We start from the raw sequence: 23,933 nt of genomic DNA, 5'->3' as shown, positions 1-23,933 counted from the left end.
CTCGTTCGTTCAGCGGTCGGCGGCCTTGAGCGGCAGCAGCGCGCTGATCCGGAATCCTCCGCCGGGGCGCGGCCCGGCGTCCAGTGTGCCGCCGACCATGCCGACCCGCTCCCGCATGCCGATCATGCCGTGGCCGGCGCCGTCGGCGCCCCCGTCCTCGTACAGCTCGTGCGCGGCGCCCCGCCCGTCGTCCTCGACGAGCAGGCCGAGCCCGTCGTCGAAGTAGACCAGTCGCACACTGGCCCCGGCGTGCGGGCCGCCGTGCTTGCGGGTGTTGGTCAGGGCCTCCTGCACGATGCGGTACGCGGTCAGCTCGACGCCGCTGGGCAGCGGACGGGCGGTCCCCTCGACCTTGAAGTCCACCGCGAGGCCGGCCTTGCGGACCTGTTCGATCAGCTCCTCGATCTGCTCGACGTCGGGCTGCGGGACGTACTCCCCGCTCTCCTGCGCATCGCCCGTCCGCAGCACCCCGAGCAGCCGCCGCATCTCCGCGAGCGCCTGGCGGCCGGTGCCGGAGATGGTCTCCAGGGCCTGCCGTGCCTGGTCGGGAGCCGCGTCCATGACGTAGGCGGCGCCGTCGGCCTGCACCACCATCACGGAGACGTTGTGCGCGACGACATCGTGCAGTTCGCGGGCGATCCGGGCCCGCTCGGCGGCCACCGCGACCTTCGACTGGGCCTCGCGCTCCCGCTCCAGGCGGGCCGCCCGCTCCTCCAGCTGGTCGAAGTAGGCCCGCCGGGTCCGCATCGAGTCACCGAGCACCCAGGCCAGCACGAAGGGCACCGTCAGCACGGCGACGACGAACAGCGTCTGCGCCCAGTTGCGCGGCGTGCCCTCCTCGTTCGGCCAGCGGAGCTGGGACAGCGTGGCCGCGGTCAGGCTGCACGCCAGGGCGAGCCGGGAGGCCCAGCGCTCACCGACGGTCGCCACGGTGAAGGTGATGACGAGCATCGCGAAGTTCGCGACGGTCGGCCGGACCCCGCAGATCAGCTGGACGACGCCCATCGCGATGGCGAGCAGCAGCATCTTCTCCGGCGCGCGGCGGCGCAGCGCGACGACGAGGCAGAGACCGAGGACGACCGGCACGACCGCGACCCGTTCGAGACGCCCGCCGTGCCCGACGTCGCCCACCACGATGGTCATGCCGGAGAGCCCGAGGAGGAAGACAGCCCAGAAGCTGTCGACGCCCGTCGGGTGTCTGCGGATGAAATCGTAGAGGCGCTGCACGTAACCCAGCGTAAAGAAGGCCGAGGGCTGCCGGGTCAGCCGAAGGGTCGATCCGGGTCCCCGGACCATACTCCCCAAGGTGGAGACTGGGCCCGTGACGGATGAGTGGCGTGGGTGGCAGGAGGCGGCGGAGACCGCTCTCTACGGTGACGGGGGTTTCTACCGGCGCCCCGAGGGCCCCGCGGGTCACTTCCGTACCTCTGTGCACGCGTCTTCCCTCTTCGCCGCCGCCGTCGCCCGGCTCCTTGTGCGCACCGCGGCGGACCTCGGCACCGCGCGGGTGGACCTGGTCGACCTGGGCGCCGGGCGCGGGGAACTCGTCACCGGCGTCCTCGCCGCGCTGCCCGCCGAGGGCGGGGCGGGCCTCGCGGTGCGTGCGTACGCGGTGGAGCTCGCCGGCCGCCCCGAGGGCCTGGACCCCCGCGTGGAGTGGTGCGCCGAGCCGCCGCCCGGGACGCGCGGGCTGCTCTTCGCCAACGAGTGGCTGGACAACGTGCCGCTCCCCGTCGCGGAGACGGACGCCGAGGGCGTCGAACGGTACGTCGAGGTCCGCACCGCCGACGGCGCGGAGCGACTGGGCGCTCCGGTGACCGGGGCGGACGCGGAGTGGCTGCGCCGCTGGTGGCCGTCGGCGGGCCCGGGCAGCCGGGCGGAGATCGGCCGCCCGCGCGACGAGGCGTGGGCGGCGGCGGTGTCCACGCTGTCCGCCGGCCTCGCGGTGGCGGTGGACTACGCCCACGTACGCGGGGAACGTCCGCCCTTCGGCACGCTCACCGGCTTCCGCGCGGGCCGCGAGGTCCGGCCCGTGCCGGACGGGAGCTGCGACCTGACGGCCCACGTGGCGCTGGACGCGTGCGCGGCGGCGGTCCCGGGCGCGACCGTACGCACCCAACGCGAGGCCCTGTCCGCCCTGGGCATCACGGGCGGGCGCCCGCCCCTGGCCCTGGCGTCCACGGACCCGACGGCGTACGTCCGCGCCCTGTCCACGGCGGGCGAGGCGGCGGAACTGACGGCAAGGGGCGGCCTGGGCGACTTCGGCTGGCTGGAACACGCGATCTCCCCCGCCACACCATCCAGCCCTGCCGCGCAATCCCGCCCCGCCGCACAATCCAGCCCCTCCGGCGATTGAGGAGCGGGGTCCGGGGCAGAGCCCCGAGCAACGGCGCGGCACGCAATAATCGCCCCATGACGGAGACGACCATCGGCATCGGCGGCGCAGCCGAAAGCACCGACATGGTGCTCAACATCGGGCCCCAGCACCCCTCCACCCACGGCGTGCTCCGCCTCCGCATCGTCCTGGACGGCGAGCGCGTCCAGCACGCCGAACCGGTCGTCGGCTACATGCACCGCGGCGCGGAGAAGCTGTTCGAGGCCCGCGACTACCGCCAGATCATCATGCTCGCCAACCGCCACGACTGGCTCTCCGCCTTCTCGAACGAGCTGGGCGTCGTGATGGCGGTCGAGCGGATGCTCGGCATGGAGGTCCCCGAGCGCGCCGTCTGGACCCGCACCCTGCTCGCCGAGCTGAACCGGGTCCTCAACCACCTGATGTTCCTCGGCTCGTACCCGCTGGAGCTCGGCGGGATCACCCCGGTGTTCCACGCGTTCCGGGAGCGCGAGGAGCTGCAGGCGGTGATGGAGGAGATCTCCGGCGGCCGTATGCACTACATGTTCAACCGGGTCGGCGGCCTCAAGGAGGACCTGCCGGCGGGCTGGCTCGGCCGCGTCCGGGACGCCGTCGCCTCGGTCCGCTCGCGGATGGACGTGTACGACGAACTGGTCCTCGGCAACGAGATCTTCCGGGGACGCACCCGGGACGTCGGCGTGCTGTCGGCCGACGCGGTGCACGCGTACGGGGTGTCCGGGCCGATCGCCCGCGCCTCGGGCGTCGACTTCGACCTGCGGCGCGACGAGCCGTATCTCGCGTACGGGGAGCTGGCCGAGACGCTGAAGGTCGTCACCCGGACCGAGGGCGACTGCCTGGCCCGGTTCGAATGCCTGCTGGAGCAGACGCACAACTCCCTGGATCTCGCCGACGCCTGCCTGGACCGGATGGCGGACCTCGCGCCGGGGCCCGTCAACCAGCGGCTGCCGAAGGTCCTCAAGGCCCCCGAGGGCCACACGTACGCCTGGACCGAGAATCCGCTCGGCGTCAACGGCTACTACCTGGTGTCCAAGGGCGAGAAGACGCCGTACCGGCTGAAGCTGCGCTCGGCGTCGTTCAACAACATCCAGGCGCTCACCGAACTGCTGCCGGGCACGCTGGTCGCCGACATGGTCGCGATCCTGGGCTCGCTCTTCTTCGTCGTCGGCGACATCGACAAGTAGCCGCCGACGGGCGCCGCCGCGTTACGAGATGGCGCTGCGCAGCTCCGCGACGTCCAGCTGCTCCGTCTCGTCGTGCGCGGTGAGGTCGATGACCTCGCCGACGGCGCGGTCCTCAGGCGCGTCCGGGCGGTGCGCCGCCAGGACCTCCTCGCCCACCACGTCGGCCAGGTCCTCGTTCTGCACGGACTCGATGGCGGCGCGTTCGGCGGCGGCGGGCACGGCCTTCTGCGTGCCGAAGAAGTCGAAGCTGCCCCGCGGCACCGGGTGACGGCGGGGCACCGCGTACGGGACGACCGCGCTGGCGGCCGGCACCGGGCGGGGCGCGGGCGGCTGGGCGGCGGGCCGGGTGGCGGGCAGGGCGGCCCGCGGCTGCTGTTCCTCCCGGGCGCGCTCCGTCCGGGCCCGCTGCGCCTCGTCGGCGATCCGGCGGGCCTTCTGGAGCGCCGCGTTGCGCGGCAGGTCGGCCAGCGCGCGGGCGGCCCGGGCGTAGGACTCGGGGGTGGGGGTCGAACGGGCGGGGGGCAGGGCGCGGGCGGGCGCGGACGCCTCGATCGCGAGCTGCCGCCGGCTCTCCAGGACGCTGGCGCGCTCGGTCTCCGCGTTGGCGTAGCGCCGCAGCAGGGCGGCGTGTTCGCCCCGGAGCCCGGCCAGCTCGACGCGCTTGCGGCGCAGCTTCGTCTCCAGGCGGGCGCGGATCTCCCGCGCCTCCTCCAGATCCGCCTCGAGCTCCGCCGCGCGCTCTTCGGCGCGCCACTCGTCGCTCGCACGGGCCCGCGTCAGCTCGGCGACGCGACGGCCCGCCTCGCGGTCCCAGCCGCGCATGAGGACGGCGCCGGTGACGGCGGCCGCCGCCGCGGCCGCGACCAGCGCGCGCAGGACCAGAGGTTCGGTCAGCAGCCAGGCTCCCGCCGCACAGGCCACCGACGCTCCGGCGACGGCCGAGGGCGGAAGGATTCTGTGCAGTGGCGGCGAATGGCGATGGCGTCCACGGGGCATGGCCCGAAATTTACCGTGTGCGCGGCGTACTTGGGGAGCCGCCCGGCAATCTGTGCCCGGCAAGTTACCCGGCGGCTCCCGCGCCCCGTTCTCCGGACGCCTTCGTCAGGGGTCGCTACTTCTTGATCAGTCCCTTCGACTGGAGATATTCGCGGGCCACATCGGCCGGCTTGGCGCGCTCCGCGTCGACCTTGCGGTTCAGTTGTGCGAGGTCCTCGGTGGTGAGTGCGCCGGTGAGCTTGCCGAGCGCGTCGGCTATCTCCTGGTCGCCCGCGTCCTTCGCGTTCAGGACGGGCAGGACGTTGTCCGCGTTCTGGAGCTTCTTGTCGTCCTCCAGGAACACCAGGTCATAGGGGTCGAGCACGGCGTCGGTGGTGGTGGTCAGGACGAGCTGGTCCTTGCCGTCCTTCACCGCCTGCTTGGACTGCGGGGTGCCGACGCCCTTGGGGTCGATTCCGGTGACGTCGATGCCGTACGTCTTCTTGAGCCCGGGTGCGCAGAAGGGCCGCACCTCGCACTCGTCGCCCGCCGCGACCTTGACGCCGATCTTCGCGGCGCCGAGATCGGAAAGCGTCTTCAGCTTGTGCTTGTCGGCGAATTCCTTGGTCACCGCGAACGCGTTCTGGTCGACGGCCTTCCCTGCCGGAAGGACCTTCAGTCCGCGCGGCTCGGCGAGCTTCTTCAGGGCGGCGACGGTGGCGGCGGTGTCGCCCGATGCGACCGGATCGGTCTCGGCCTTCTTCGCCCCGTTCACCTTCGCGTTGAGGAATTCCGCGATCGTCGCCGCGTATTCCGGTACGACGTCGATCTCGCCCTTCTCCAGGGAGGGTTCGTACAGTTCGCGGTTCTTCACGGTGGTGACCGAGGTGCTGTACCCGGCGTCGCCGAGGATCTGCGCGTACAGCTCGGCGAGCACCTTGGACTCGGTGAAGGCGGCGGCGCCGACGACGAGCGAGCCCTTCTTGCCGGAGTCCTGGCCCCCGGACGGGGCGCCCTTGTCCTCCTCCAGGCTGTCGCCGCCGCACGCGGCGAGCGAGCCCGCCAGCGCGAGGATGCCGATGACGGCGCCGGCCACGCGTGAGGTCCTGGTCATGTTCTTCTCCGTCCACGGCGGCGAGGCCGTATGCGACAAGTGGTGGATGTGCGACATGCGTTACGGATGTGACGGGCGGGCCCTCAGGCGGGCCGGCGACGGCGCAGCGGGGACAGCAGACGGTCGACGGCCACCAGGACCGCCTCCACCAGCAGGGCGAGCACGGCGACGAGCAGGGCCCCCGCCACCACCTGCGCGGTGTCGTACGTGTTGAAACCGGCGGTGATGATGCGGCCGAGGCCGCCCTGGCCGACCATGGCCGCGATGGTCGCCGTGGCCACGACCTGGACGGCGGCCGAGCGCAGCCCGGTCATGATCAGCGGGTAGGCGAGGGGCAGTTCGACGCGCAGGAAGAGCTGGCCGCCCGACATGCCCATCCCGCGCGCAGCCTCCGCCACCGAGCGGTCCACCTCGGTCATGCCCACGTAGGCGTTGGTCAGCAGCGGCGGCACGGCGAACAGCACCAGGGCGATGATCGTCGGTACGTACCCCGCGTTGCGCAGGGGCGAGACCATGAAGAGGGCCAGGACCGCGAAGACCGGCACCGCGCGCCCCACGTTGGCCAGGTTGACCGCGAGGGCGCCGCCCTTCCTGATGTGGCCCAGGTACAGCGCGAGGGGCAGGGCCACGGCGCAGGCCAGGGCGAGCGCGACACCGCTGACGTACAGGTGCTCGCTCAGCCGGTGGGCGGCCCCGCTCTCCCCCGACCAGTTGGCACCGGTGGTGAGCCAGGCCCAGGCCTCCCCGAGAACTCCCATGTCAGACCGCCTCCGCCTTCGCCGGGCCGGGCGCCGCGGCACGTATGCGCGTCCAGGGCGTCAGCAGCCGCTGCACCCCGAGCAGCAGCAGGTCCGCGACGACCGCGAGCAGCACGCAGAGCACCGAGGCGGCCAGCACCTGGGCCTTGAAGAAGCTCGGCAGCGCGTCCTCGATGAGATTGCCCAGGCCGCCCCGGCCGACGATGGAGCCGACCGTGGTCAGAGCGATCGTGGACACCGTGGCGATCCGTATCCCCGCCATCAGCGCGGGCAGCGCGAGCGGCAGCTCCACCTCCCACAGCAGGCGGACCGGCCCGTAGCCCATGCCGTGCGCGGCCTCCTTCGCCTCCTCGGGCACCGCCTCCAGGCCCGCCAGGATGTTGCGTACGAGGATGGTCAGCGAATACAGCACGAGCCCGGTGACCACCAGGGCGGCGGAGAGCCCGAACAGGGGCAGCAGGAGCGAGAACATCGCGAGCGACGGCACGGTGTAGAGCACCGTGGTCAGCCCGAGGACCGGTCCGGCGAAGCCGCGGCCCCGGCGTGCGAGGAGCGCCAGCGGGAAGGCGACGGCCACACCGATCGCGACCGAGACGGCGGTGATCCAGATGTGCTGGACGGTGGCGTCCGTCAACTCCTGGCTGCGGGAACGGAGATACTCCCCGCAGATCCAGTCGTTCGTCACCAGGCAGTTCCGTCCGGCCATCCGTCCCCCCACCTCCCGTTCGCCTTCTCGTACTGATGTCCGGCGAGCCTATCCTCGACCACTGACAATCGCCGGAGCCGTTGTGTTCCAGCAACATGTCCTTCACAGAACACCCGCGACAATGGGGAACCATGATCCGTTTCGAGCACGTCACCAAGCGGTATGCGGACGGCACCACCGCCGTCGACGGCCTTTCCTTCGAGGTCGCCGAGGGTGAACTGGTCACGCTCGTCGGACCGTCGGGGTGCGGCAAGACGACCACCATGAAGATGGTGAACCGGCTGATCGAGCCGACCGAGGGCCGGATATTCCTCGACGGGGACGACATATCCGCCATCGACCCCGTCCAACTGCGCCGCCGCATCGGCTATGTGATCCAGCAAGTGGGCCTCTTCCCGCACAGGACGGTCCTGGAGAACACCGCCACCGTTCCCCATCTCCTCGGCTGGAAACGCCAAAAGGGCCGCGCCCGCGCCGCGGAACTCCTCGACCTTGTCGGACTCGATCCTTCCGTTTATGGCGACCGCTATCCCGAACAGCTCTCCGGCGGACAGCGCCAACGCGTCGGGGTGGCCCGGGCACTGGCCGCCGACCCGCCGGTCCTGCTGATGGACGAGCCGTTCGGCGCGGTCGACCCCGTGGTCCGCGAGCACCTTCAGAACGAATTCCTGAAGCTTCAGGAACAGGTCCGCAAAACCGTCCTGTTCGTCACCCACGACATCGAGGAAGCGGTCCGGCTCGGCGACCGCATCGCCGTTTACGGGCAGGGCTCGATCGAGCAGTTCGACACCCCCGCCACCGTCCTCGGCGCCCCCGCCAACGCCTATGTCGCGGACTTCGTGGGCGCCGACCGGGGCCTCAAGCGGCTCTCGGTCACCCCCGTCGAGGAGAGCGACCTCGACCGCCCGCCCGTCGTCCACCTGGACGACCCGCTGTCCACCGCGACCGAACGCCTCCGCGCGGAGGGCGCCCGCTGGGCCGTCGTCCTGGACGGCGACGAGCACCTGCACGGCTGGATTCCCGCCGACGACGCGCGCACCGGCGCCAAGGGCACCGTCCGCGACCACGCCCGCCGCATGGAGGCGTGGCTCCCCCTCGGCGCCCCGCTCAAACAGGCGTTCTCCACCATGCTCCAGCACGACGCCGGCTGGATCGCCGTCATCGACGAGGCGGGCGAGGGCCGCTTCCTGGGCGTGCTCACCCCGGCCCGGCTGCACGAGGCGCTGCGCCGCTCGGTCGGCGCGGACGGCCGCGCGGTGCCGCGTGCGGAGGTCGAGGTCGAGAGCGTGGCGGGGGCGACGGGCCTCTGAGAGGGCGGGGCCGTACGCCAGGGCGGGGCCGTGCGCTCAGCTCTCGCTCAGCCGGCTGCTCAGCCACTCCAGCGCCGCCGGGATCTCCCGGCGCCAGGTGTTGAAGTTGTGGCCGCCGCTGTCCAGCACGATCGAGGAGACCTGCGCCGGCTGCTTCACCCTGGCGACGAACCTCTGTGTGTCGGCGTAGTTCGCCTCGCCCCGGCGCGAGGTCGTCACCAGGAACGAGGAGTCCGGCTGCGGCCGGTTGTCCAGCGTCCACAGCAGGTCCGCCCGGCGCCGCGCCGCCTCGTCACCGTGGAAGAGGTCGCCGGTCGTCGGGTCCTCGGCGGCCTCGTAGTACGCGGAGAGCCCCGCGCTCGCGGCGTACCGGCCCGGGTGGTGCAGCCCGATCTTCAACGCGCAGTAGCCGCCCGTCGAGTTGCCGATGATGCCCCAGTTGCGGGCCCGCTTGCCGACGCGGTATCCGGCCGACACCGCCCGGGGCACGTCGTCCGCGAAGAACGTCTCCGTCTTCGGACCGCCCTTTATGTCGACGCACTCGGTGTCCCGGGGCGGCGCCACGGTCGGACGCAGCATCACCAGGACCATCGGCTGCGCCCGTCCGGCCTTCACCCGTTCGTGTGCCGTACGCGGATAGCGCAGCCCCTTGATCAGGTTCTCCGACGTGCCCGGATACCCGGTCAGCACCACCACCGCCGGAAAGTTCCGCCGGGCGTACGCCGGCTGGAAGTACTCCGGTGGCAGATACACGTACGCGGCGCTCTCGATGCCCGAGCTCTTCCCCGCGATCACGACCTTGTCGATCCGGCCGGCCACCCTCGGCAGCGATCCGCCCGGCACGTCCGGCCGCTGTGAGCCCACCCGGACGATGTTCTTCGCGGCCAGCGTCCCGGCGGCATGGTCGGTGACCACGCCCAGCTCCTGCTTCCGGCCGAACAGGTCGGCCCAGGAGCCGTAGAAGAGGAAGCTGTTGTTGGCCAGCAGGCCGACCGTGGCGAACACCGCCACCTGGGTCGCCAGCAGCATGCCCACCCGGCCGAGCACCGCGGGCGCGCTGCGCCGGGCGAGCCTCGGCCAGCACCAGACCGTGACGGTGAACAGCACGACGGCCAGCGCGATCGCGAGGATCAGCAGCGGCTTGCCCGTAAGGCCCATGACCGGTGAACTTTCTGTCAGGAAATTTCCGGGCAATGGTGAACCCACGGCCCGGAAGGATCGTCCTAGAGGTCGCACATCGTCCGCAGGGCTCCGGCCGCCGGACTCCAGGAAATCTCTCGCGGAACCACGGGAAGCGATGTCTGTCACGCTAGATGGGGATAAATCAGGAACGGTTCCGGTTCGCGCGCGGACGTATCTGCGCGGCCCCCGGCCGGAGGCCGTGCCCGCGCTCGTCGGCACCGCGTGCACCGCCGTCGGACTGATCGACGTCGCCGCCGGGGTCTTCCCGCGCTTCCGGCACAGCCGCATGCACAGTCTGGCCGAGGTCCTTCCCGGGGCCCTCGGCCCCTTCGCCGCCGCGCTCTCGCTCAGCGCCGGGGTCCTGCTGCTGCTCCTGGCCCACGGCCTCAAGCGGCGCAAGCGGCGGGCCTGGCGGGCCGCGGTCGTCCTGCTCCCGGCGGGCGCGCTGGCCCAGTTCAGCTACCGGCACTCGATTCTCGGCGCCCTGGTCTCGCTGACGCTGTGCTACCTGCTCGTACGCCACCGGCACGAGTTCGCCGCCCTGCCCGACCCGCGCAGCCGGTGGCGGGCCCTGGCCAACTTCGTGCTGCTCGGAGCCGGTTCGCTCGGCCTCGGCCTGGTCATCGTCAGCGCCCATCCCCGCCGCATGGTCGGCAGCCCCAGCATCGCCGACCGCCTCCAGCACGTGCTGTACGGCCTGGTCGGCTTCGAGGGGCCCGTCGACTACTCCGGGGACACCTCCTGGACCGTCGGCTGCTCCCTCGGCGCCCTCGGCCTGCTGACCGCCGTCACCACCATCTACCTGGCCTTCCGGCCCGAGCACCCGGCCGCCCGGCTCACCGAGGACGACGAGGCCCGGCTGCGCGCCCTGCTGGAACGGCACGGCGGACGCGACTCCCTCGGCCACTTCGCGCTCCGCCGCGACAAGGCCGTCGTCTTCTCGCCCAGCGGCAAGGCGGCCGTCTGCTACCGCGTGGTCTCCGGCGTGATGCTCGCCAGCGGCGACCCGATCGGTGACGTGGAGGCGTGGCCCGGCGCCATCGAACGCTTCATGGACGAGGCCCGGGCGCACTCCTGGACCCCCGCCGTCATGGGGTGCGGAGAGACCGGCGGCGAGGTCTGGACCCGCGAGACCGGACTCACCGCCCTGGAACTGGGCGACGAGGCGGTGGTCGACGTCGCGGATTTCTCCCTCGCCGGGCGCGCGATGCGCAACGTGCGCCAGATGGTGAAGCGCATTGAGCGGGGCGGCTACGAGACCCGCGTCCGGCGTGTGGCCGACATCGGCGAGGCCGAACTCGCCCGCATCCGCCGGGCCGCCGCCGACTGGCGCGGCACCGACACCGAACGCGGCTTCTCCATGGCACTCGGCCGGATCGGTGACACCGCCGACCGGGACTGCGTCGTCGCCACCGCCCACAAGGCGGACGAGCACAGCGCCGACTCCCCGTACGGCGACCTGAAGGCCGTGCTCCACTTCGTGCCCTGGGGCACCGACGGCATGTCCCTCGACCTCATGCGCCGCGACCGCTCCGCCGACCCCGGCATGAACGAACTGCTGATCGTCGCGTCGCTCCAGGCCGCGCCACGGCTCGGCATCAGCCGCGTCTCGCTGAACTTCGCGATGTTCCGCTCCGCCCTCGCCCGGGGCGAGAAGCTGGGCGCGGGGCCCGTCCTGCGGGTCTGGCGCGGCCTGCTGATCTTCCTCTCGCGCTGGTTCCAGATCGAGTCGCTGTACAAGTTCAACGCCAAGTTCCGGCCGCGCTGGGAGCCCCGCTTCGTGGTCTACCGCGCCGCCCGCGACCTGCCCCGCATCTCCTTCGCCGCGATGCAGGCCGAGGGCTTCGTGCACCTGACGCTCCCCCGCCCCCTCCGCTCGGCCCCGCGCCGCCCCTGCGCCCACGCACGGCCCCAGGCGGGCGAGCAGGACGCCCGCACGGCGTAACGTCGTCCCGTACGGGCCTAGGCTGGTCATATGAGTACGTTGCGCGGGACGGTCCAGGGTCTGCCGGAATGGGACCGCTGCGCGGTCATGGGGGTCGTCAACGTGACCCCCGACTCCTTCTCCGACGGGGGCCGCTGGTTCGACACCACCAGGGCGGTCAAGCACGGCCTCGACCTGGTCTCCGAGGGCGCCGACCTCGTCGACGTCGGCGGCGAGTCCACCCGCCCCGGCGCCAGCCGGGTGGACGAGTCCGAGGAACTGCGCCGGGTGATCCCGGTCGTCCGGGGCCTGGTCTCGGAGGGCGTCACGGTCTCCGTCGACACCATGCGCGCCCGCGTCGCCGAGCAGGCGATCGCCGCCGGCGCGGCCCTCGTCAACGACGTCAGCGGCGGCCAGGCCGACCCGGACATGGTCCCCGTGGTCGCCGCCGCCGGCGCGCCGTTCGTCGTCATGCACTGGCGCGGCTTCAGCGAGTCGATGAACAGCCGGGCGGTGTACGGGGACGTGGTCACCGAGGTCACCGAGGAGCTGCGCGCGCGTATGGACGCGGTGGTGGCCGGGGGCATCGCCCCGGAACGCCTGGTGATCGACCCCGGGCTCGGCTTCGCCAAGGACGCCCCGCACGACCTGGCGCTGCTGGCCGGTCTGGACGCGCTGCGCGCCCTCGGCCGCCCCCTGCTGGTCGCCGCGTCCCGCAAGCGGTTCCTGGGCCACGTCCTGGCCCGCGAGGGCGCCGCCCCGCCGCCCGCCCGCGAGCGCGACGCCGCCACGGCCGCCGTCTCCGCGCTCTCCGCCCGGGCCGGCGCCTGGGCGGTCCGCGTCCACGAGGTCCGGGCCACCGCCGACGCCGTCCGGGTCGCCCGCGCCATCGAGGGTGCCGCGTGACCGGGCCGGGCGACGAGGTGACCGGGCCGGGCGACGAGCACGCGGACGCCGCCGCCGACATCGCGGCCGTCGAGCAGGCCAACACCGCGTACTACGAGGCCGTGGAGCGCGGCGACCTGGACGCGCTGACGTCGGCCTGGCTGCCGGACGAGGAGCTGACGGTCTCCTGCGTCCACCCCGGGTGGCCGGTGCTCAGCGGGCGGCGCGAGGTGCTGCGCAGTTACGCGCTGATCATGGCGAGCACCGAGTACATCCAGTTCTTCCTGACCGACGTCAGCGTCTCCATGACCACCGACACCGCGCTGGTGACGTGCACCGAGAACATCCTCAGCGGCGGTCCCGCCGAGGAGGGCGCCTCGCTCGGCCCGCTCGTCGGGCAGCTCGTCGTCGCCACGAATGTGTTCCGCCGCACTCCGGACGGCTGGAAGCTCTGGTCGCACCACGGTTCGCCCGTACTGGCCGAAACCGGGGAGGAAGAGGACGAAGACCCCGCGTCGTGAGCCGGTCCGGCCCACTTTCGGGCACGAAAGCCGGCCCGGGGTGATTGGACCTGCCGACATCGGGGTATCAGCGGCTATCTGTTCCGTGCCCGCAGGCCCGGCCCCCGCGGGGAAGGGCTGTCGGTGCTCGCAGGTAGATTCGAAATCGGGCACCCGGCCGCCCGCACGCGGCCCGTGCCCCCGGACCAACGACAGCAGGAGTGATTCGCGTGGATCGTGTCGCGCTGCGCGGCCTCAAGGCCCGCGGGCACCATGGCGTCTTCCCCCGGGAACGGGAAGAGGGACAGACGTTCATCGTGGACCTGGTGCTCGGCCTCGACACCCGCCCCGCGGCAGCCACCGACGACCTGACGAAGACCGTGCACTACGGCGTGGTCGCGGAGGAGGTCGTCGCGGTGGTTCAGGGCGAGCCGGTCGACCTGATCGAGACGCTCGCCGAGCGCATCGCCCAGCAGTGCCTCAAGCACGACGGCGTCGAGGAGGTGGAGGTCGTGGTGCACAAGCCGGACGCGCCCATCACCGTCCCGTTCGACGACGTCACCATCACCATCACCCGGAGCCGAGCATGACTGCATTTTCCACCGAAGGGCAGAGCGACCCGACCGTACAGCCGGTGCCCGCCTCCGTGGTCGAGCAGGTGGACGCGGCGGACATCACCCTCTCGAACCCGAAGCTCGCCGTGCTCTCGCTCGGCGCAAACCTCGGCAACCGCCTGGAGACGATCCAGGGCGCCATCGACGCCCTGGAGGACACGCCCGGCCTCCGGGTCAAGGCGGTCTCCCCGGTGTACGAGACGGAGCCCTGGGGCGTCGAGCCGGGCTCCCAGCCCTCGTACTTCAACGCGGTGATCGTCGTGAAGACCACGCTGCCCCCGTCCTCGCTCCTGGAGCGCGGCCAGGCCATCGAGGAAGCCTTCGAACGGGTCCGCGAGGAGCGCTGGGGCCCGCGCACCCTCGACGTCGACATCGTCTCGTACGCGGACGTCGTCTCCGACGACCCCGTGCTCACCCTCCCCCACCCCCGGGCCCGCGAGCGCGCCTTCGTCCTCGCCCCGTGGCACGACGTGGACCCCGAGGCCCAGCTGCCCGGCGCGGGCCCGGTCGCCGATCTGCTGACCGGTGTCGGGCGCGACGGCGTGCTCCCCCGGGCCGACCTGGAACTCCGGCTGCCCGAGTAGTCGTTAGGCTCACAGAACACAGCACGACGGACACAGGCGGCGAAGGGCGGCTCACGGGGTGAAGCAACTACGGCTCGGAGTCCTGGCCGGCCTCTTCGCCGCCGCCGGAGTCCTGTCCTGGGGCGCCGCCCGCCTCTGGGACTCCCTCGGCACGCTGCCGAGCGTGCCGCTCTTCGCGCCCATCGTCCTCGCGCTGATCGCCGTCGTCCTGCTGGCCACGGCGCTGTCCATCCGCGCCCGCCTGCGCGCCCAGCGCGAGCGCCGTCCCGGCGCCAAGGGCGTCGAGCCCCTGATGGCCGCCCGCGCCCTGGTCTTCGCCCAGGCGAGCGCCCTGGTCGTCGCCCTGGTCTCCGGCATGTACGGCGGCACGGCCGTCTTCCTGCTCGGCTCCCTGGACAACCCACCCCGCCGCGACCAGGCCATCTACGCCGCCTTCGCGGTCCTCGCCGGCATCGCGGTCATCGCCGCCGCCCTCTTCCTGGAACACGTCTGCAAGCTCCCGGACGACAAGGACGACAACAAGCCGGACGCGGCGGCGGCGTAGGGCCCGCCGGGGCGTCCACGTAGCGCGTCACCATGCCTGGCGGGCCAGGTGCCCGTTGACCAGGAAGGTCGGATGCGGGTCCAGCCGGTAGTCGTAGAAGGTGAACGGCTTGCCCGATGCGGTGCGCTCACGCACTTCCAGCACTTCCACCCATGCCGACTCCTTGGGCTGGACCGCATGCCGCTCCGGCCTGAACGTCCCACGCGCAGGCCAGTTGTCGACAACGACCAGGTGTGATGCGGTCGTCCCCTGCGGCCTGGGAGTGAACCTCGCCCCGATCACCTGCGCCAACTCGGTCAGGAAACCCACGTTGGCGCTGACGAGGACGCGTCCGGCCCAGGTTTTGCTCCGGCAGCCGTCACCATCGGCGTATCCGTCGAGGAAGCCGTCGAACACCTCGCTGTCCCGGAGGACCACACGGGGGAAGCGCTGCCGCATATGGTGCGCGTCGCCCCCAACGTACTGACGCAGGGCATCCGCAAGGTACGAGGAGACCACGCGTACGCGGAACCCCGGCACATCCCGCCCGAGGTAGCCGGACGGACGCGTCACACCTTCCAGCCGGGCACGCAGCCCTGTGGCCGCGCTCAGGCACTGGGCGTACTTGGCGGCGAACGCCTCCTCGTTCACCACGAGCGAGACATAGTTCGTGCCCACGGTTCCGTCGGCACACGTCGCACCGACGAAGTAGCCGAAGTCGTACCCGGGCCTGATCGTCAGCCTCTCCCGACACAGTTTCCTGGCGTGCGTCCAGGCCAGCACCGTCCCCGCCGCGTCCCGGGCGTGCACCCAGCCGTCCGGTGTCCCGAGCAGTTGCTCCGGGGCCACGGTGAACGTCGCGTGGCTGGTCACCACGTCCACCGCCGCACGTCCCCTGACGGCGCTCACGCCGACGACGTCGGTCGGAGCCGTACGCTCGCCGTCAAGGGTCCACAAGCGCGAACCCACGCTCACGCTCGCGGCCCGCCCCCGTCCTCCGACGACGTTCACCGTTTGCCGGCTCGGTAATCCCCCCATGACGCACCTCCCGAATCACCTGGTCATGCCTGGATTCGGGAGGTTACGTCGCAGTACTGACAATCCGGCTACCGCGCCAGTATCAGGCTCATCGCCTCGGCCCGGGTGGATGCCTCACGCAGCTGCCCACGCACCGCGGACGTCGTCGTCTTCGCACCCGGCTTCCGGATGCCGCGAACGGACATGCACATGTGCTCCGCCTCGATGACGACGATCGCACCGCGCGCCTCCAGGATGCGCATCAGCGAATCCGCGACCTGCGTGGTCAGCCGCTCCTGGACCTGCGGTCGCCGGGCGAAGACCTCGACCAGCCGCGCCAGCTTGGACAGCCCCGTGATCTTGCCGCTCTCCGCAGGGATGTATCCGACGTGTGCCACCCCGTGGAACGGGAGCAGGTGGTGCTCGCAGAGGCTCACGATCTCGATGTCCTTCACCAGGACCATCTCGTCGTGCCCCAGGTCGAACGTCGTCGTCAGGACGTCCTCGGGCTCCTGCCGCAGACCGGCGAGGATCTCCTTGTACGCCCGCGCCACCCGCGCCGGCGTCTCCTTCAGGCCCTCGCGGTCGGGGTCCTCGCCCACGGCCAGCAGCAGCTCCCGGACGGCGGCCTCGGCACGCTTCTCGTCGAACTCGCCGATCGGTCCCTGGGGGTCCAGCGTCACCGGGTCGGTCATGTGTGCCTCGTTCCTCGAGCTGTCACTGCGGGGGGCATCCGCGCAGGTGTACGGAAAAGCCGCGCCCCCCACAGGCTAGAACCTGGGGGACGCGGCATCCATTCCGGGCCTGGTGGGAACCCCGTGACGGGGGACACACCGGGTCGGTGACTAGCTCTCGGGACGCTCCTCGGGGAGGGTCTCCGCGCCCGGAACGGTGTCCGTGACCGGGGCGGCGGCCGTGCTCGCGCCGTTGGTGAGGGCGAGCTCCTTCGGGGAGAGGACCGGCGGGCGGGTCGACGGGGTGCGGCGGGCGGAGCCGGTCCACGCGGGGCGGGCCGGGCGCTTGACGATCGGGGCGAAGATCTCGGCGATCTCCTCCTTGCCCAGGGTCTCCTTCTCCAGGAGGCGGAGGACCAGGGTGTCCAGCACGTCGCGATTCTCTACGAGGATCTCCCACGCGTCGTTGTGCGCGGTCTCGATGAGCTTCTTGACCTCTTCGTCGACCAGCGCGGCGACCTCTTCCGAGTAGTCGCGCTGGTGGCCCATCTCGCGGCCGACGAACGGTTCGGTGTTGTCGCCGCCGAACTTGATCGCGCCGAGCCGCTCGGTCATGCCGTACTGCGTGACCATCGCGCGGGCCGTCGCCGTGGCCTTCTCGATGTCGTTCGCGGCGCCGGTGGTCGGGTCGTGGAAGACCAGCTCCTCGGCCGCGCGCCCGCCCAGCATGTACGCGAGCTGGTCGAGCATCTCGTTGCGCGTCGTGGAGTACTTGTCCTCCTCCGGGAGCACCATCGTGTAACCGAGGGCGCGGCCGCGGGAGAGGATCGTGATCTTGTGGACCGGGTCCGACTGGGGGGAGGCCGCCGCGACCAGGGCGTGTCCGCCCTCGTGGTACGCGGTGATCTTCTTCTCCTTCTCGGACATGATCCGGGTCCGCTTCTGCGGGCCCGCCACGACGCGGTCGATGGCCTCGTCCAGCGTGGCGTTGTCGATGAGCTTCTGGTTGCTGCGCGCCGTCAGGAGCGCGGCCTCGTTCAGCACGTTCGACAGGTCGGCACCGGTGAAGCCGGGGGTGCGGCGGGCGACGGCGCCGAGGTCGACGTCCGGGGCGACCGGCTTGCCCTTCTGGTGGACCTTCAGGATCTCCAGGCGGCCCTGCATGTCCGGCCGGTCGACCGCGATCTGCCGGTCGAAGCGGCCCGGGCGCAGCAGTGCCGGGTCGAGGATGTCCGGGCGGTTCGTGGCGGCGATCAGGATGACGCCGCCCTTCACGTCGAAGCCGTCCATCTCCACGAGCAGCTGGTTGAGCGTCTGCTCGCGCTCGTCGTGACCGCCGCCCATGCCGGCGCCGCGGTGGCGGCCGACGGCGTCGATCTCGTCCACGAAGACGATCGCCGGGGCGTTCGCCTTGGCCTGCTCGAAGAGGTCGCGGACGCGGGAGGCGCCGACACCGACGAACATCTCCACGAAGTCGGAGCCGGAGATCGAGTAGAACGGGACGCCCGCCTCGCCCGCGACGGCGCGCGCGAGCAGGGTCTTGCCCGTACCGGGGGGCCCGTAGAGCAGGACGCCCTTGGGGATCTTGGCGCCGACGGCCTGGAACTTGGCCGGCTCCTGGAGGAACTCCTTGATCTCCTGAAGCTCCTCGACCGCCTCGTCCGAGCCCGCCACGTCGGCGAACGTCGTCTTCGGGGTGTCCTTGGTGATCAGCTTGGCCTTGGACTTGCCGAACTGCATGACCTTGGAGCCGCCGCCCTGCATCTGATTCATCAGGAACAGGAAGACGACCACGATGAGGACGAACGGCAGCAGCGAGAAGAGGATCGAGACGAACGGGGACTGCTTCGAGGGCGAGACGGTGTACCCGTCCTTGATGTCGCCGCTCTCGTACTTCTTCTGGAGCATGTCGGCGAGCTGGACGCCCTGGTTGCCGATGTAGCTCGCCTGGAACTTGCTGCCGGACTCGCCGGACAGCTTCTGACCGTCCTTCAGTTCGATCTTGATGATGTGATCGTCACCGGTGGTGAGCTTGGCCTGGTCCACCTGGTTCTTGCTGATCGCCTGGATCACCTGGCCGGTGTCCACCGTCTTGTAGCCGCCGCCCGAGCCGACGACATTCATCAACACGACCACGGCGAGGACGGCCAGCACGATCCACATGACCGGCCCACGGAAGTATCGCTTCACGTCCATCCATACGAGGCGAAGACGCCCCGTCCCTCCTGCCCGTAGGTAAATGCTGCTGTGAGTAAAGACTGTTCTTCGGACGGTACCCCAGCATGGTCACCGGCGTCCGCCTCGGACGTCCGGCAATCGCGCCTCGAAGGCTCAACGGCGGGCGGCCCGTGAGGGTTCCCGGCGGACCCTGCGGCGGGTCCGCGCGCCCTCAGCCTCCGTATACGTGCGGGGCGAGGGTCCCGACGAAGGGGAGGTTGCGGTACTTCTCCGCGTAGTCGAGGCCGTAACCGACGACGAACTCGTTGGGAATGTCGAAGCCAACCCACTTGCATTCGAGCGCGACCTTGGCCGCGTCCGGCTTGCGCAGGAGGGTGCAGATCTCCAGCGAGGCGGGCTCGCGCGAGCCCAGGTTCGACATCAGCCAGGACAGCGTGAGGCCGGAGTCGATGATGTCCTCGACGATCAGGACGTGCTTGCCCTTGATGTCGGTGTCCAGGTCCTTGAGGATCCGGACGACACCGGAGGACTGGGTGCCCGCGCCGTACGAGGAGACGGCCATCCAGTCCATGGTGACGGGGGTGGACAGCGCGCGCGCCAGGTCCGCCATGACCATGACGGCGCCCTTCAGGACGCCGACGAGGAGCAGGTCCTTGCCGGCGTACTCCGCGTCGATCTTCGCGGCCAGCTCCACGAGCTTCGCGTCGATCTCTTCCTTGGTGAGGAGCACCGACTGGAGGTCGGTGCCCATGTCCTTCTCGTTCACCCGCGTCTCTTTCTGTGCCTGCCGGGTCCGGGGGTGGAGTCCCGGGCCTGCGCGGCCGCTCGCCCTGCGTGTCAGCCGCTCGTGCGTCAGCTCTGCCGGATGACCAGTCTGCCACCCTGCCGCAGGGCTTCGACGCGGCCGGGGAGGTTGATGGCCTGCTGGCCGCGCCAGCCGGTGACCAGGCGGTCCACTTCCTCGATGTGCCGGGCGAAGAGCGAACCGGCCGGGGAACCCGCCTCTATGGCGGCCCGGCGCAGCACCCGGCGGCGTACGGCGGGGGGCAGCGCGTACAGCTTGGCGCACTCGAGGCGGCCCGCGTCGTCGCGTACGTCACGGTCGGCGGCGGCGGCCCAGGTGTCGAGGGCGTCCGCGTCGTCGCGGGAGAGCTGGGCCGTACGGGCGAGGGCTTCGACGACGCCCTTGCCGAGGGCCTTCTCCAGGGCGGGCAGGCCCTCGTGGCGCAGCCGGGAGCGGGTGTAGGCGGGGTCGATGTTGTGGGGGTCGTCCCAGACGGGCAGGGACTGGGCGAGGCAGGCGGTGCGGGCGGTCTGGCGGTCGAGCTGAAGGAAGGGCCGGCGGTAGCGGCCGGCCGGGCCGGAGGCGGCGGCCATGCCGGACAGGGAGCGGATGCCGGAGCCGCGGGCGAGGCCCAGCAGGACGGTCTCGGCCTGGTCGTCGCGGGTGTGGCCGAGGAGGACGGCGGCGGCGCCGTGGCGTTCGGCGGCGGCGTCGAGTGCGGCGTAGCGGGCGTCGCGGGCGGCGGCCTCGGGTCCGCCCTCGCGGCCGACGTGGACGGCGACGGCCTCGACGGGGCCGAGGTCCATGGCGGTGAGCCGGGCGGCGACCTCGGCGGCGCGGGTGTCGGAGCCGTCCTGGAGGCCGTGGTCGACGGTGATGCCGCCGGCCCGGACGGGGAGTTTGCGGGCCTCGAAGGCGAGGGCGGAGGCGAGCGCCATGGAGTCGGCGCCGCCGGAGCAGGCCACGAGCACCAGGGGGGTGCCGGGGCGGTCGGGGAGCGTGCCGAGGCGGCTGCCGCCGCCGGCCCGGGCGAGCTCGGGGTGCGGGGCGTGCCCGGCGCGTTCGGTCTGTTCGGCGTGTTCGGCGATGACGTCGTGGAGTACGCGGCGGACCGCCAGGCGTATCGCCGCGACCGCAGGATGGGGACCCATGTCCGGTGCCCTTCGTGAGGTTCTTCAGGGGTGTCTCGGAGTGCCGGGACGGGAAGGAGTGCCGTCACTCAGAGTGCGTCGATGGTGACAGAGCAATGCCGTTCATCGAGCATTGCACGCCTTCCCATGCCCCTACGGTCCCTCGGATGGGTGATTACCGGCGCGTTGCCTTCGTAGCGGGGACCTTGATCACGACTCTGCCTTACGGTGCACCCTCGCGATCCAGTCCGCGGGGCGGGCGATCTCCGCCTTGGTGGGGAGGGTGTTGGGCGAGGTCCACACCCGGTTGAAGCCGTCCATGCCGACCTCGTCCACGACGGCGCGCACGAAGCGTTCGCCGTCCCGGTACTGGCGCAGCTTGGCGTCGAGGCCGAGCAGCTTGCGCAGGGCCTGGTCGAGCCGGCCGGCGCCCTGGGCGCGGCGCTGCTGGAACTTCTCGCGGATCTCGGCGACGGAGGACACGACCTCGGGACCGACGCCGTCCATGACGTAGTCGGCGTGTCCTTCCAGGAGGGACATCACGGCGGTGAGGCGGCCGAGGATCTCGCGCTGGGCGGGGGTCTGGACGAGCTCGACCAGGCTGCGGCCGCCGTCCTCGCCGGACTCGCCCTCGGGCCGGCCGCCGGCGAGGGACTGGGCGGCCTCGCGCAGCCGCTCCAGGAAGGTCATCGGGTCGACGTCGGTCTCGTCCAGGAAGGACTGGATCTCGCCCTGGAGGTGGTCGCGGAGCCAGGGCACCGCGGTGAACTGGGTGCGGTGGGTCTCCTCGTGGAGGGCGACCCAGAGCCGGAAGTCGTGCGGGTCGGCCTCCAGCTCGCGTTCGACGTGGACGATGTTCGGCGCGACGAGCAGGAGGCGGCCGCCGCCGTCGGTGGAGGCGGGGAGTTCACGGGTGGCGGGGGCGAAGGTCTCGTACTGGCCGAGGACGCGGGAGGCGAGGAAGGAGAGCAGCATGCCGACCTCGACGCCGGTGACCTTGGAGCCGACCGCGCCGAGCACGGCGCCGCCCGCGCCACCGGAGCGCCGTTCCTCCATCTTGTCCAGGAGGGGGCGCAGCAGTTCGCGGAAGCCGGCGACGTTGGCCTTGATCCAGCCGGTGCGGTCCACGACGAGGACGGGGGTGTCCTCCGGTTCGGTGCCGTCGGGGATCATCCGGGTGAAGGCGCGGACGTGTTCCTCCGCCGCCTTCGCGTGCCTGCGCAGCTCCGCGACGACCTCGCGGGCCTCCTCGCGGCTGATCTCGGGGCCCGGCCGCACGAGCCGGGTCGCCGTCGCGACCGCGAGGTTCCAGTCGACCATCCCTGCACCACCGATGCTCGTCATGCGTCAACCGTACGTGCTTCGTCCCGGGAGCGAGGCGGTGTTGAGGTGCTCACCGCTTTCCGGCGCCGAGTGCGGTGGCGAGTTCGTCGAGGGCCTTCTGGGCCTCGGTGGGGGCGGTGGTGCCGGAGGCGAGGAAGGCGAAGGCGAGGAGCCGGCCCCGGGTGTCCACGACCGTTCCGGCGAGGCTGTTGACGCCGGTGAGGGTGCCGGTCTTGGCGCGGATGAAGCCGGTGCCGCCGGTCGCGCTGGTGTAGCGACTGCTGAGCGTGCCGCTGAAACCGGCCACGGGGAGGCCGGTGAGGACGGGGCGCAGTTCGGGGTGGGCGGGGTCGGCCGCCCGGGCGAGGAGACCGGCGAGCAGGGCGGCGGTCACTTTGTCCGCGCGGTCGAGCCCGCTGCCGTCGGCGATGTTCACGCCCTTGAGGGGCAGGCCGAGCGCCTTCAGGCGGGCGGTGACGGCCCGTCGGCCGCCCTTGAAGTCGGCGGGCTGCCCGGCGGCGATGGCGGTCTGCCGGGCCAGGGCCTCGGCGATGTCGTTGTCGCTGTTGGTCAGGGCGCGTTCGACCAGGCCGGAGAGGGGGGCGGAGAGGTGGGTGGCGACGGTACGGGACGTCTTGGCGGGGCGGCCGGGGGCGGCTGCGCCCTTGGTGGTGACGCCGGCCTTGCCGAGGTAACCGGCGAACGCGCGGGCGGCGTCACCGGCCGGGTCCTCGGTGCGCGGGGCGGGGCCCTTGGCGGAGTCGTCCTGGCGGCCCTCGTTCAGCATCAGGGCGCTCATGGGCGCGATGTTCTCGTTGGGGCCGATCGGGTGGTGCGTGGGCCCCGAGTAGGCGGAGGCGTCGTAACGGAGGCGTACGGAGGGGGCCTTGGCGGTCTTGAGGGCGCGGGCGGTCTCGGTGGCCAGGGCGCGCAGGGCGGCCTTGTCGAGGGTGGGGTCGCCGCCGCCGACGAGGGTGACGGTGCGCAGGTCCTCGGAGGCGCGCACGGTGGTGGGGATGCGGTGGGCGGGGCCGAGTGCGCCGAGGGCGGCGACGGTGGTGGCGATCTTGACGGTGGAGGCGGGCGTCATGGGGGCGTCGGCGCCCTTGCCGTAGAGCCGTTCGCCGGTGGCGGTGTCGATGACGACGGCGGCGCGCCGGGTGCCCAGCGCGTCGTTCTTCAGCAGCGGGTCCAGGACGGCGCGCAGGTCGCGGTCGGCACCGGCCGGGGCGTTCTTCGCGCCGGTGCCGGGGGCGGACAGGGCGGCCAGGACGGCGGGGGCGCTGGGGGCGGGGGCGGGGCCGTCGGGGTCGCCCGCGTGATGTGCGCCACCTGTGCGTTCGGCGGCGGTCGCCCGGTCCCGCTCGGCCTTACGCTGACCCGAGTCCCAGGGTCCGGCGGCGAGGACGGCGCCGGCCGCGAGGGCCAGTCCGACGACGGCGGACACGGCCGTGAACTGCCAGTCGTTCACTCCGCCGCGTACGCCCAGGCGGGCCGCGATACTGCCGCCGGGCGTGCCGGGCGGTTCCGTCGACGGTCTTTCCACCGGCTCGGCCACCGTTGACCAGCCCCTTTCGCGAGCACACATCTGCGTGAGGGACACTTAACCACCAGTCGTATGTGTTGATCATGGAGGAGCCACCCGTGGAGTTCGACGTCGTTATCGAGATCCCGAAGGGTTCGCGCAACAAGTACGAGGTGGATCACGAGACCGGCCGGATTCGTCTGGACCGTCGGCTCTTCACCTCGACCAGCTACCCGGCGGACTACGGTTTCATCGAGGACACCCTCGGTGAGGACGGCGACCCGCTGGACGCGCTGGTGATCCTGGACGAGCCGACGTTCCCGGGCTGCCTCATCAAGTGCCGCGCGATCGGCATGTTCCGGATGACCGACGAGGCCGGCGGCGACGACAAGCTGCTGTGCGTCCCGGCGTCCGACCCCCGGGTGGAGCACCTTCAGGACATCCAGCACGTGTCGGAGTTCGACCGCCTGGAGATCCAGCACTTCTTCGAGGTCTACAAGGACCTGGAGCCGGGCAAGTCCGTCGAGGGCGCCGACTGGGTCGGCCGCGCCGAGGCCGAGGCCGAGATCGTCGCCTCCCGCAAGCGCCTTGAGGCGCAGGGCGGCGCGCACTGACGTTCCGCTTCCGGTAAGCGGGCCTGCGAACGGGCGGTACACCCACACGGGTGTGCCG

At 71.8% G+C, this 23,933-nt stretch carries 23 protein-coding genes; 10 read left to right on the top strand and 13 right to left on the bottom strand.

Translation table 11 applies throughout. The features are described from left to right. Positions 1 to 9: 9 nt before the first annotated feature. Positions 10 to 1,227 (bottom strand): histidine kinase, encoded by a 1,218-nt coding sequence (locus AB0L33_RS03005; RefSeq protein ID WP_365677330.1) that lies wholly within the window; start codon positions 1,225 to 1,227, stop codon positions 10 to 12. A gap of 94 nt (positions 1,228 to 1,321) precedes the next feature. Between AB0L33_RS03005 and AB0L33_RS03000 the strand changes: the two genes are divergently transcribed. Both AB0L33_RS03000 and AB0L33_RS02995 read left to right on the top strand, forming a co-directional pair. Next, positions 1,322 to 2,356, top strand: coding sequence for an SAM-dependent methyltransferase (locus AB0L33_RS03000; protein WP_365677329.1), 1,035 nt, complete (start codon positions 1,322 to 1,324; stop codon positions 2,354 to 2,356). 56 nt (positions 2,357 to 2,412) lie between these two features. Then, entirely contained in the window at positions 2,413 to 3,555 is a 1,143-nt protein-coding gene (locus tag AB0L33_RS02995) for an NADH-quinone oxidoreductase subunit D (RefSeq protein WP_365677328.1), read from the top strand. Between the two features lie 21 nt (positions 3,556 to 3,576). Here AB0L33_RS02995 and AB0L33_RS02990 read toward each other — a convergent pair whose 3' ends face one another. From AB0L33_RS02990 to AB0L33_RS02975, 4 genes are all read right to left on the bottom strand, one after another. Further along, positions 3,577 to 4,551 (bottom strand): hypothetical protein, encoded by a 975-nt coding sequence (locus AB0L33_RS02990; RefSeq protein ID WP_365677327.1) that lies wholly within the window; start codon positions 4,549 to 4,551, stop codon positions 3,577 to 3,579. Positions 4,552 to 4,666: 115 nt separating this feature from the next. Then, on the bottom strand, positions 4,667 to 5,644 hold the full coding sequence (locus AB0L33_RS02985; protein WP_365677325.1) for an ABC transporter substrate-binding protein: 978 nt from the start codon (positions 5,642 to 5,644) through the stop codon (positions 4,667 to 4,669). Between the two features lie 83 nt (positions 5,645 to 5,727). Then, positions 5,728 to 6,402 (bottom strand): ABC transporter permease, encoded by a 675-nt coding sequence (locus tag AB0L33_RS02980; protein WP_365677324.1) that lies wholly within the window; start codon positions 6,400 to 6,402, stop codon positions 5,728 to 5,730. A 1-nt stretch (position 6,403) separates the two neighbouring features. Continuing rightward, positions 6,404 to 7,108 carry an ABC transporter permease gene (locus AB0L33_RS02975; protein WP_365677323.1) on the bottom strand — a complete coding sequence of 235 codons (705 nt, stop codon included), beginning with the start codon at positions 7,106 to 7,108 and terminating at the stop codon, positions 6,404 to 6,406. A gap of 131 nt (positions 7,109 to 7,239) precedes the next feature. Here AB0L33_RS02975 and AB0L33_RS02970 point away from each other — a divergent pair, with 131 nt between their 5' ends. Continuing rightward, positions 7,240 to 8,418: a betaine/proline/choline family ABC transporter ATP-binding protein gene (locus tag AB0L33_RS02970; protein ID WP_365677322.1), complete on the top strand. Its 1,179-nt coding sequence runs from the start codon at positions 7,240 to 7,242 to the stop codon at positions 8,416 to 8,418. A gap of 36 nt (positions 8,419 to 8,454) precedes the next feature. Here AB0L33_RS02970 and AB0L33_RS02965 read toward each other — a convergent pair whose 3' ends face one another. Next, complete coding sequence (locus AB0L33_RS02965) at positions 8,455 to 9,576, bottom strand: alpha/beta hydrolase-fold protein (RefSeq protein ID WP_365677321.1); 1,122 nt, start codon at positions 9,574 to 9,576, stop codon at positions 8,455 to 8,457. A 139-nt stretch (positions 9,577 to 9,715) separates the two neighbouring features. Between AB0L33_RS02965 and AB0L33_RS02960 the strand changes: the two genes are divergently transcribed. From AB0L33_RS02960 to AB0L33_RS02935, 6 genes are all read left to right on the top strand, one after another. Continuing rightward, positions 9,716 to 11,545 (top strand): phosphatidylglycerol lysyltransferase domain-containing protein, encoded by a 1,830-nt coding sequence (locus AB0L33_RS02960; RefSeq protein ID WP_365677320.1) that lies wholly within the window; start codon positions 9,716 to 9,718, stop codon positions 11,543 to 11,545. Between the two features lie 87 nt (positions 11,546 to 11,632). Continuing rightward, positions 11,633 to 12,430, top strand: coding sequence for a dihydropteroate synthase (gene folP, locus AB0L33_RS02955; protein WP_365677387.1), 798 nt, complete (start codon positions 11,633 to 11,635; stop codon positions 12,428 to 12,430). Positions 12,431 to 12,447: 17 nt separating this feature from the next. Next, complete coding sequence (locus AB0L33_RS02950; protein ID WP_365677386.1) at positions 12,448 to 12,930, top strand: nuclear transport factor 2 family protein; 483 nt, start codon at positions 12,448 to 12,450, stop codon at positions 12,928 to 12,930. A 209-nt stretch (positions 12,931 to 13,139) separates the two neighbouring features. Beyond that, positions 13,140 to 13,499, top strand: coding sequence for a dihydroneopterin aldolase (gene folB, locus AB0L33_RS02945; RefSeq protein WP_073966343.1), 360 nt, complete (start codon positions 13,140 to 13,142; stop codon positions 13,497 to 13,499). Beyond that, positions 13,496 to 14,107 carry a 2-amino-4-hydroxy-6-hydroxymethyldihydropteridine diphosphokinase gene (gene folK / locus AB0L33_RS02940; protein WP_365677319.1) on the top strand — a complete coding sequence of 204 codons (612 nt, stop codon included), beginning with the start codon at positions 13,496 to 13,498 and terminating at the stop codon, positions 14,105 to 14,107. Before folB ends, folK begins: the two co-directional genes overlap by 4 nt. 58 nt (positions 14,108 to 14,165) lie before the next feature. Further along, the gene (locus tag AB0L33_RS02935) at positions 14,166 to 14,651 is read left to right on the top strand and encodes a DUF3180 domain-containing protein (protein ID WP_365677318.1); all 486 of its coding nucleotides are present in this window, start codon (positions 14,166 to 14,168) and stop codon (positions 14,649 to 14,651) included. Positions 14,652 to 14,678: 27 nt separating this feature from the next. Here AB0L33_RS02935 and AB0L33_RS02930 read toward each other — a convergent pair whose 3' ends face one another. The 7 genes from AB0L33_RS02930 to dacB all read right to left on the bottom strand — a co-directional run bounded on the left by AB0L33_RS02930 (position 14,679) and on the right by dacB (position 23,294). Beyond that, positions 14,679 to 15,539 carry a hypothetical protein gene (locus tag AB0L33_RS02930; protein ID WP_365677317.1) on the bottom strand — a complete coding sequence of 287 codons (861 nt, stop codon included), beginning with the start codon at positions 15,537 to 15,539 and terminating at the stop codon, positions 14,679 to 14,681. Between the two features lie 197 nt (positions 15,540 to 15,736). Continuing rightward, on the bottom strand, positions 15,737 to 16,342 hold the full coding sequence (gene folE, locus AB0L33_RS02925) for a GTP cyclohydrolase I FolE (RefSeq protein WP_365677316.1): 606 nt from the start codon (positions 16,340 to 16,342) through the stop codon (positions 15,737 to 15,739). A 150-nt stretch (positions 16,343 to 16,492) separates the two neighbouring features. Further along, a complete protein-coding gene (gene ftsH, locus AB0L33_RS02920) occupies positions 16,493 to 18,517 on the bottom strand; it encodes an ATP-dependent zinc metalloprotease FtsH (protein WP_365677315.1) in 2,025 nt (674 codons plus the stop codon). A gap of 193 nt (positions 18,518 to 18,710) precedes the next feature. Next, entirely contained in the window at positions 18,711 to 19,250 is a 540-nt protein-coding gene (hpt, locus tag AB0L33_RS02915; protein WP_365677385.1) for a hypoxanthine phosphoribosyltransferase, read from the bottom strand. A 101-nt stretch (positions 19,251 to 19,351) separates the two neighbouring features. After that, entirely contained in the window at positions 19,352 to 20,434 is a 1,083-nt protein-coding gene (gene tilS / locus AB0L33_RS02910) for a tRNA lysidine(34) synthetase TilS (protein ID WP_365677314.1), read from the bottom strand. A gap of 189 nt (positions 20,435 to 20,623) precedes the next feature. Next, positions 20,624 to 21,757 (bottom strand): zinc-dependent metalloprotease, encoded by a 1,134-nt coding sequence (locus AB0L33_RS02905; RefSeq protein WP_365677313.1) that lies wholly within the window; start codon positions 21,755 to 21,757, stop codon positions 20,624 to 20,626. 49 nt (positions 21,758 to 21,806) lie between these two features. Beyond that, complete coding sequence (gene dacB, locus AB0L33_RS02900; protein WP_365677312.1) at positions 21,807 to 23,294, bottom strand: D-alanyl-D-alanine carboxypeptidase/D-alanyl-D-alanine-endopeptidase; 1,488 nt, start codon at positions 23,292 to 23,294, stop codon at positions 21,807 to 21,809. 86 nt (positions 23,295 to 23,380) lie between these two features. Here dacB and AB0L33_RS02895 point away from each other — a divergent pair, with 86 nt between their 5' ends. Next, the gene (locus tag AB0L33_RS02895) at positions 23,381 to 23,875 is read left to right on the top strand and encodes an inorganic diphosphatase (RefSeq protein WP_018102237.1); all 495 of its coding nucleotides are present in this window, start codon (positions 23,381 to 23,383) and stop codon (positions 23,873 to 23,875) included. Positions 23,876 to 23,933 lie beyond the last annotated feature (58 nt).

Source organism: Streptomyces sp. NPDC052299, assembly GCF_040679335.1.
Lineage (GTDB): Bacteria > Actinomycetota > Actinomycetes > Streptomycetales > Streptomycetaceae > Streptomyces.
This window is presented reverse-complemented; position numbering and strand designations above follow the sequence as displayed.